Source organism: Caldanaerobius fijiensis DSM 17918 (genome assembly GCF_900129075.1).
GTDB classification, from domain to species: Bacteria; Bacillota; Thermoanaerobacteria; order Thermoanaerobacterales; family Caldanaerobiaceae; genus Caldanaerobius; species Caldanaerobius fijiensis.
On sequence record NZ_FQVH01000054.1, the window covers coordinates 1 to 8,910 of the forward strand.

The 8,910-nt window shown below is 37.6% G+C and carries 9 protein-coding genes and 2 pseudogenes; all 11 read left to right on the plus strand.

Annotated features, from left to right (window positions below; all coding sequences use genetic code 11):
* Positions 1 to 192, plus strand: a pseudogene (locus BUB87_RS13230) (IS110 family transposase); the annotation flags it as partial.
* Positions 193 to 562: 370 nt separating this feature from the next.
* Positions 563 to 1,141: a Uma2 family endonuclease gene (locus BUB87_RS13235; protein ID WP_073346427.1), complete on the plus strand. Its 579-nt coding sequence runs from the start codon at positions 563 to 565 to the stop codon at positions 1,139 to 1,141.
* Positions 1,142 to 1,176: 35 nt separating this feature from the next.
* Positions 1,177 to 1,965, plus strand: coding sequence for an HAD-IIA family hydrolase (locus tag BUB87_RS13240; RefSeq protein WP_073346429.1), 789 nt, complete (start codon positions 1,177 to 1,179; stop codon positions 1,963 to 1,965).
* 45 nt (positions 1,966 to 2,010) lie between these two features.
* Positions 2,011 to 2,970, plus strand: coding sequence for an AAA family ATPase (locus BUB87_RS13245; RefSeq protein WP_073346432.1), 960 nt, complete (start codon positions 2,011 to 2,013; stop codon positions 2,968 to 2,970).
* Between the two features lie 32 nt (positions 2,971 to 3,002).
* On the plus strand, positions 3,003 to 4,139 hold the full coding sequence (locus BUB87_RS13250; protein ID WP_073346434.1) for a DUF58 domain-containing protein: 1,137 nt from the start codon (positions 3,003 to 3,005) through the stop codon (positions 4,137 to 4,139).
* On the plus strand, positions 4,123 to 5,505 hold the full coding sequence (locus BUB87_RS13255) for a DUF4129 domain-containing protein (protein WP_073346437.1): 1,383 nt from the start codon (positions 4,123 to 4,125) through the stop codon (positions 5,503 to 5,505). Before BUB87_RS13250 ends, BUB87_RS13255 begins: the two co-directional genes overlap by 17 nt.
* A complete protein-coding gene (locus BUB87_RS13260; protein WP_073346440.1) occupies positions 5,502 to 6,665 on the plus strand; it encodes a DNA polymerase IV in 1,164 nt (387 codons plus the stop codon). The genes BUB87_RS13255 and BUB87_RS13260 overlap by 4 nt, the downstream gene beginning before the upstream one ends.
* Positions 6,643 to 6,825 (plus strand): annotated as a pseudogene (locus BUB87_RS13265) (Uma2 family endonuclease); the annotation flags it as partial. The gene BUB87_RS13260 and the pseudogene BUB87_RS13265, both read left to right, overlap by 23 nt.
* A gap of 37 nt (positions 6,826 to 6,862) precedes the next feature.
* Positions 6,863 to 7,759: an acetamidase/formamidase family protein gene (locus BUB87_RS13270; protein ID WP_073346445.1), complete on the plus strand. Its 897-nt coding sequence runs from the start codon at positions 6,863 to 6,865 to the stop codon at positions 7,757 to 7,759.
* Between the two features lie 32 nt (positions 7,760 to 7,791).
* Positions 7,792 to 8,241 (plus strand): type VII toxin-antitoxin system MntA family adenylyltransferase antitoxin, encoded by a 450-nt coding sequence (mntA, locus tag BUB87_RS13275; RefSeq protein WP_073346447.1) that lies wholly within the window; start codon positions 7,792 to 7,794, stop codon positions 8,239 to 8,241.
* Position 8,242: 1 nt separating this feature from the next.
* Positions 8,243 to 8,674 (plus strand): type VII toxin-antitoxin system HepT family RNase toxin, encoded by a 432-nt coding sequence (hepT, locus tag BUB87_RS13280; protein ID WP_084111338.1) that lies wholly within the window; start codon positions 8,243 to 8,245, stop codon positions 8,672 to 8,674.
* The last annotated feature ends 236 nt before the right edge of the window (positions 8,675 to 8,910 follow it).

Consider the following 8,910-nt stretch of genomic DNA (forward strand, 5'->3'; position numbering starts at 1 on the left):
TATCTTGTAGAAGCAGCCAATTGCGTAAGGATACACGCAAAAGAGTATGCTGATTTTTACTGCAAGAAGTACAATGAGGTTACCAAACACCAGCATAAGAGAGCCCTCGTCTTAACGGCACGTAAGCTTGTAAGACTGGTCTTTGCCTTGCTGAGCAAAGGCCAAATCTACCAACCGGGAGGTAATGGATAGATTTAGTAAATACATTTAACTGAATATCAGCTAAGTTTCCTTCCATTATTATCCAATATATGGTGGGTTTATTAAGTGTTGCCTTTTTTAGAGTTTTTGAGGCCTTTATTTTTCAAGGTTCCAAAAAATACTACTTGACATTACACCGCTTGTCTCGTAAAAATTTTCTAATCTGCTTTTAAACCCGATGAACTTGTTTAAAATCCGCAAAGATCCACTTCGAGTTTGTGAAAGCGTTACAATAACATTGTAGCAATTATTTATATCAAATTCAAGCATGTATGTGGTGTTTCTGCAACTCAATAGATTTGACATAGTAAAAGTGATATAATAAAACCACAAAAATAATTTTGCGGAGGTTTTCATAATAATGAGCAGTTTCCCTGGAAAACAAAAAAAATACACATATGAAGATTACCTAAAATGGGATGATAACAACCGTTATGAACTTATAGAAGGTGTTCCATACCTCCTTGCATCACCTTCTGTATTGCACCAGACTGTTGTCGGCAATATATATTTTAGGTTTAAGGGGTGCCTGAACGATAGAAAATGCAAGGTTTTTACCGCTCCTTTGGATGTATTGCTGCCTCAAAATGAGCATATTGAAGAAAAGGACATCGATGTTGTGGTTCAGCCTGACATTTTTATTGTTTGTGATGAAAGTAAAATTAAGGGTGGTAAAAATTGCAAAGGTGCACCGGACATGATCATAGAAGTTCTTTCACCGGCAACTGCCAGTAGGGATTTCATCACAAAACAAAATTTGTACGAAAGAGCAGGGGTAAAAGAATACTGGGTCGTAAGCCCTGAAGAAAAGAATATCGTGGTATTCAGGATGGATGAGAGGATGAAATACAACACATATGGAATATATGGAGAAGATAGTGTAGTCGAGGTAAGAATATTTCCGGATCTTACAATACCGGTAAAAGATATATTTGTATAAAAGCCTATGATGTAAGGATGAAAGGAGTTGCATTAATGGCAAAATCTCTAAAAGACATTAAATGTTTTTTGCTAGATATGGATGGTACCTTTTATCTTGGTGACAAATTGATACCTGGTGCGCTGGATTTTTTGCACTATTTGAAAATTACTGGTAGAACTTACCTTTTTTTAACTAACAATTCGTCAAAAGACAGGGCTTTTTATACGGCGAAACTGAAGAAGATGGGTGTTTCAGATATAACTGAAGAAAATGTATTTACATCGGGTGAAGCTACAGGTATATATTTGAATAAATTGAACAGAGGTAAAAGGGTGTATCTGGTCGGCACCCCATATCTGGAGTCTGAATTAAAAAGATTTGGCATAGATATAGTTGAAGATGAACCTGACCACGTTGTGGTGGGTTTTGATACCACACTTACATACGATAAGTTATGGAAGGCCTGTGATTATATAAGGCAAGGAGTAAACTACATAGCGACACACCCTGATTTAAACTGTCCTATAGAAGGCGGTTATATGCCGGACTGTGGTGCCATTATCGCTTTTATAAAAGCCTCTACCGGTCAGGAACCCTTTATAGTGGGCAAACCCTACCCTGAGATCATAAACTCCGTATTTGAGAAAACCGGTCTTGGTCCTGATAGGTTAGCAATTGTAGGGGATAGGCTATATACCGATATTAAAACAGGTATAAATGCAGGTATAACATCTATTCTCGTACTTACCGGGGAGACAAAAGAAGAAGATCTGGAAAAATCAGACGTAAGGCCTGATTATGTGCTGCATTCCATAGGCGATATAGTATCTCTAATGGAATGATAAGTGCTGTACATTTATTTAAGATTTGAGGGGGAAGTTTAGAAAGTGAAACTGGAGGAAATAAAGAGATTGTGCGACAGCATCAAGGATAATATTTCCAGGGTAATAGTGGGTAAAAGCGACGTGATAGACCTTGTATTGACGGCTTTGATCGCAGGGGGACATGTTTTGCTTGAAGATGTTCCAGGGATGGGTAAGACCATGATGGCAAAGAGTCTGGCGAGTTCCATCAACGCTACTTTTAAGAGGGTACAATTTACACCGGATTTGCTCCCTTCTGATTTGACGGGTATAAATTTTTATAATCAAAAGCTGGGAGAATTTGTATTTCGCCCAGGACCTATATTTTCACAGATATTGCTGGCCGATGAAATAAACAGAGCCACTCCCAGGACTCAATCCAGCCTTCTAGAATGTATGGAAGAAAAACAGGTGACCATTGACGGAGAAACTCATGTATTAAAGCAGCCATTTTTTGTTATAGCCACTCAAAACCCTGTGGAAACACAGGGAACTTTTCCTCTTCCTGAAGCGCAGTTGGATAGATTTTTGATGAAAATTCATATGGGATATCCTACTCTTGATGAGGGAAAACTCATACTTAGCCGCTTTAACGGCGAGAATCCTCTTTACGATATAAAACCGGTGGCCGATGTGGAACAGATAGTTGATGCTCAGAAAAGCTACAGCGCCGTATTTGTCAGTGATGCTGTAAAGGAGTATATATTAAATTTGGCAGATGCCACAAGGCAGCATAGAGATATCGAGCTGGGAATAAGTCCCAGAGGATGTCTTGCTGTCATGAAAGCCTGTCAGGTGTGGGCTATATTAAAGGGCCGGGATTATGTGATACCTGACGATGTAAAAGAGATGCTCATGCCGGTCTGGGGCCATCGAATGATATTCAGGGGAAATGCCAGGGTTAAAGGTATGGCTTCCCAAAAGGTAATAGAGGATATACTGGGAAAGGTCCCGGTGCCAACGGAAGATTTTATGGCATTATAGGGCGATGTTGCTGAGGAGCAGGGGGATTTTTTATGGAGTTCATATGGCTGATAATAGCGGTGTTGATTATCGTTTACGCACAGGACGTCCTTTTTTCTCGCTATGCCTTAAAAAATTTGAGTTATGATTGCTGGTTTGAACAGGATGGGGTGTTTGAAGGTGAGGATGTAAGGTTTATTGAGCGCTTTACGAACAATAAGGTATTGCCTGTACTGTGGCTGAAGGTCAGGATTCAGATGCCGCTGGAATTGAGATTTTATAATACAGCATTTGTCAATGTAAGTGATAAGCAGTATTATCAGCGGATTTTTTCCCTCTGGAGTTATCAGCAGGTGATGTGCAGGCATCTCTTATCCTGTATAAAGAGGGGATACTATACTGTAGATCAGGTAGACCTGGTGAGCGGCGATTTGTTGAGAGGCAATCGCTCATATAAGACTATAGCTGTGAACAGACATTTGCTGGTATATCCTCGGTTTATAGACATTGAGGAGGTATTGATACCTGCCAGGCTGATACAGGGTGATTTCATAGTAAAGCGGTGGATAGTGGAAGATCCTTTTCTGGTTACAGGATATAGGGATTACCAGCCTACCGATAGCCTCAACAAGATAAACTGGCTTGCTACGGCAAGACTACAAAAATTGCAGGTGGCAAAACACGATTTTACCGCTTCCTCCAGCCTGATTATCGCCCTCAATGTAGAGTACCAATCGGCATGGGTAGACCATGAAGTCCTGGAATTAATTATAAGGTTGTGTGCTTCACTAGCTCAAAAATCTGTCGATAATGGTATTCCTGTAGCGGTGATGAGCAATGGTTTACAGGAGGGTTACGATGAGCCTACCCATCTAGAAATTCCTTTAGGGAGTAGCTGTGAACATATGAGGGATATACTGGAGGGACTGGCTCGATTGTCCTTTGAATACCAGTCCAGGTTTTCATTTTTTTTATCAGATTTAATCCAATCCATACCTTATAACGCTGATTTGATGATACTTACGTCTTATATAGATGAGGCTATAGCTTCTGTTGTCGAGGATATAGATAAAGACCGTATATCGGTTAGCATAGCCACTGCGGAGGAGGATTGGGATAGATACAGCCTCAGAGACGTAAACTTTTACTTGATTTCGAAAGAAGGGGAATTAATTGAAGCAATTCATTAAGAGGAATATATTTAAGATTGCAGAATGCAGTGCAGAATTTATACTGTATGTTCCATGGATGGTATATCCATATTATTTTACATTACAAAACAGATTCATTGCAACGAAACATTTGCCCTTCTTTTTTGGATTTATGATGATGGGGTTGGCGGTTACGGATATTTTGCTTCAAAAAAGAGGTGTTATATACAGGGCAGTTGCATACATTATAGGGGTTACGTCTGTGGCTATAATCGCTCTGATTATGATGAGTAATCATTCAAATATATTTTTGGTGGCTATGTTTTCTGCATTTTCGTTGATAAGCTATATCCGCGGAGTTATTTTTGCCCAGCGCAATTTCAGGACCATGTACAGCGAGTCTAAGTTTATTGCAGGCATTGTGCTTTCTTTTATAGCCTATATGATTTCAGCGCTTTACAAGGGACTTAACTGGTTTGAAGGCACAGTGATATGCCTTACCATAGTGTTTATAGCACTCTCTATGATTATCTTAAATCAGCTCCAGTTACTTCAAATGTTTGACCTGATGAATGCAGAATCCGTAGCAAGTCATAGAGACGTGAGGACCAGGAACTTATTATTTTCAGCTGTCAGTGCTGGCTTTATTGTGCTGATTTTCTATTTTAAATATATGGTGCGCTTTTTATCCACCTTTTCTGTATATATAGGATTTGCCATAAAATATATTGTGGTATGGATTCTCCGCTGGGCAATAAGCCGACTAAATGGCCCACAGAGCAATGGGATTCAACAGCCACTTACCTCTAGCTTAAATATAGAGATGTTGCAAGATAAAAGTGTACCACACTGGGTAATGATAATAAAAGCCATTCTAGAATATGCTCTTTACGCTTTGGCGGTTGTTATATTGGCCATAATTGTGTACAATTTGATAAAGGCGTTGGTGAAGTGGATTTCTGCTTTTATGAAAGAATACATGTACAGAGAAGACGAGGAGCGAAATTTTATCTTTTCGTGGGAAGATGTCATTGTCCGTCATGGCGAAAGATTACGAAGGACGGTAAGCCGCCGTATGAGGAGGATAAAAAGGCAATTTAAAACACCTGCGGAACATTTGAGGTTTTTATATCGTGAATCAGTTCATTGCCTTATTGTAAGAGGGGGTTACCACAATATCATAATGCCATCTTCTACACCTGATGAAATACATCGCGATATAAAAAATCTTCTACCAGCAGTGGATCCTGACCTTGAGAAACTGACGGCTTTATATAAAAAAGCGCGTTATAGCAATAGTACTATAACCGATGACGATGTGAAAGAATCTAAAAGGTATAGAGATAAGCTGGTTAAGAAAATCCGCTTGCGGCGCGTAAAAAATTCAGGAGATGGGTGGATATGAATAGAAAGATAATTCACGTGGATATGGATGCCTTTTTTGCGTCGGTAGAACAGCACGACAACCCTGAGCTAAAGGGAAAGCCTGTTATTGTAGGTGGCATATCTGGCAGGGGTGTTGTTGCCACATGCTCTTATGAAGCGAGAAAATACGGCGTGCATTCAGCAATGCCCATGTACAAGGCCAGAAAACTATGTCCCGATGGTGTGTTTTTGCCTTTAAGGCATAGCCGGTATAAGGAGGTATCAGACAGAATATTTTCCATACTGTACGGCATAACAGATATGGTAGAGCCTGTGTCCATTGACGAGGCGTATCTTGATGTGACCGGGATGAATAGAGATCCGGTTGATATCGCGCGGGAAATAAAACAGAAAGTAAGAGAGGTCACAGGTTTGACTGTCTCAGCAGGGATATCCTATAATAAGTTTCTGGCTAAGCTTGCTTCTGACTGGAACAAGCCAGATGGGCTTATGGTCATAACGGAAGACATGGTGCCTGACATATTAAGGCCCCTACCTGTTAGCAAAGTATACGGTATAGGAGAAAAATCTGCTAAAAGGCTTAATGATATGGGAATAAAAACTATCGGAGATCTTTTGAGGCTTTCTCAAACTCAACTTCAGAATATCTTTGGAAAATACGGTATTGACATATATAACCGTATAAGAGGGATAGATGAAAGACCTGTCATTGTCACAAGAGAAGCAAAATCCATTGGAAAAGAAACCACACTGGCACAGGATACTACTGATATGACACTTTTGTGCAGGTATTTAAAGAAATTTGCAGGTAGAATATCCGAAGAATTGTTAAAAAACGAGCTGTTTGCCAGGACAGTAACAGTTAAAGTCAAGACAGCGGATTTTATAGTTCATACAAAGAGTAAGACGGTTAAAGACTATATATTTTCAGAAGAGGATATATATAAGATCGCATATGGTATAATGAAAGAGATGAACTTTAAGGAAAAAATAAGGCTTATAGGGTTATCAGTGTCAAATTTGAGCGATAAAAGATGCGAGCAGCTATCTATTTTTGATGAGAACTTTCAAAGGCGCCTTAAAATAGAGAGGATATTGAACAGTGTAAATAAAAAGTTAGGAGAAGGGGTCGTGAAGACTGCAAAGGAGGAATTTTATGCCAATACCAAGAGAAAATAAGATATATACTTATAAAGATTATCTGTCATGGCCAGATAATGAACGCTGGGAGATAATAGACGGAAATGCATATCTTATAGCCCCTCCTTCAAGAATTCATCAAGAAATATTAAGGGAGATATTTACTGGCTTTGCTGTATACTTGAAAGATAAACCTTGTTTGCGTACTAAAAATATTGCGAAGAGAGGCGAAAAAGATGGTATTGAAAAGAGATAAATGTATATTTAAATTCTCTCCTTTTCAGAATCCTGCTATTAGAGTTTCACCAAACACATCGGTAGAAATCGAAACGTACGATTGCTTTTCAGATCAAATCAAAACAAATGAAGACACTCTTGAAAAGCTTGATTGGAATAGGGTTAACCCAGCAACTGGAGCTATATTTATCGAAGGGGCAGAACCAGGTGATACATTAAAAGTTATAATCGAAAAAATAGAAATAGGAAATAAGGCTGTAGTAGCAACAGGGAAAGAGCTTGGTGTACTAGGCGATTTATTTGATACATTGATATCAAAAGTTGTAAATATTGAAAATAATGAGGTTTTATTTTCTGATAAGATTAGGATTCCAATTAAGCCAATGATTGGTGTTATAGGCGTTGCGCCTTCTGACAAGGAGATAAATTGTGGGACTCCAGGTGAACATGGAGGAAATATTGATACAAAACTTATCACCGAAGGAAGTATAGTGTACTTTCCTGTGTTTGTGAAGGGGGCCTTGTTTGCTTTAGGCGATCTTCATGCATGTATGGGAGATGGAGAGGTTTGTGTATCAGGTGCCGAAGTAAATGGGAAGATAACTGTAAGGTTTGAAGTTCTCAAGGACTTGAGAATAAATTCACCAATTGTAGTAAATAGTGAATGTGTTTCATTTATTGCATCGGCTCCAACCCTTGACGAAGCTGCTAATTTAGCAGTGCGCTTTGCTCACAATTTTATTAAAGAAAGAACCGATATGTCATCGGAAGATATCATCATGCTTTTCAGTTTGATAGGCGATGTGCAAGTGTCCCAAATTGTAGATCCTTTAAGAACTGCAAGATTTACTTTGCCATATTGGATTTTTGAAAAACTGAATGTTAAAATACAATAATAAATGATGATGTTTAGGCGGGTGAAAAAGAGATGATACATAATAAAAAAGTAAATTTTAATATTGCCCTACAGAAATTAGGTAAAATAAGTGAGATTCTTAAACCGTATAATAGATACATTGTGGCTTTGCTATTGTTTGGTTCAGTTGCTAGAAACCAGATAACACCGTTGAGCGATATTGATTTAGCGATACTTTATAAAAAAGGACTCGACAAGAAAGAGATAGAATGTGTTGACAGCGAAATATATGCGACAGTTTCTTCATACCTCGAAACTGATGAAATAGATTTTATTAATTTAAATGAAGCACCTCTTTCTGTGCAATATAATATCATAAAAGACAAGAAATTTTTAATAATTAATGATAAAGAGGCATATGTGGATTTTGAAACAACCGTTGTAATGAAATATCTGGATTTTAAACCTTATAGAGATGAGTTTATCCGAGAATATAAAAAACATTTATTGGAAGGTGTTTAAGTTGGATGAGAAATTATTAAATCAATTCAAATTATTGGACGAATACTTAATAATATTGGATGATATATCAAAATATAATAAAGAAATGTTCCTCAAAGACAAAATAGTATATGGTGCAGCAGAAAGATATCTGCAATTAGCAATCGAAACATGTATTAACGTAGGTAATAGAGTAATTTCACTAAATCAATTTGATAAACAAATTGATATTCCAAATACATACGCTGATGTGTTTAATATTTTAGCAAAGATGGATATAATACCACAAGATTTTGCTAATAACTTAGTGGGAATGGCAAAATTCAGAAATAAGTTGGTACACAACTATTGGGAGATTGATCGTAATAAAGTATTTGATATTATAAGTAATAATTTAATAGACATTAAGAGATTTAGAGACTATATGTTAAAGTTTCTTAAAAAAGAGACGTAAAAACAAGTGATAAAAAGGAACAATAAAAGGGGCTCAGAGGATAGCCCCTACTTCAGGTTCAAGAAAAAACAGGGAAAATAGGGAGTGAAAAATATTTTGTGTATTTAGATTAATTTCATGCTCTTTCTTGATAAGAATCAATTAACATTTTATTTAACCCATTTCTTAGTATAACCTTTTTTCTACATTTTATGCATTAAAATGAATTAAATTGGTTAAAATATTTAATCAGGGAT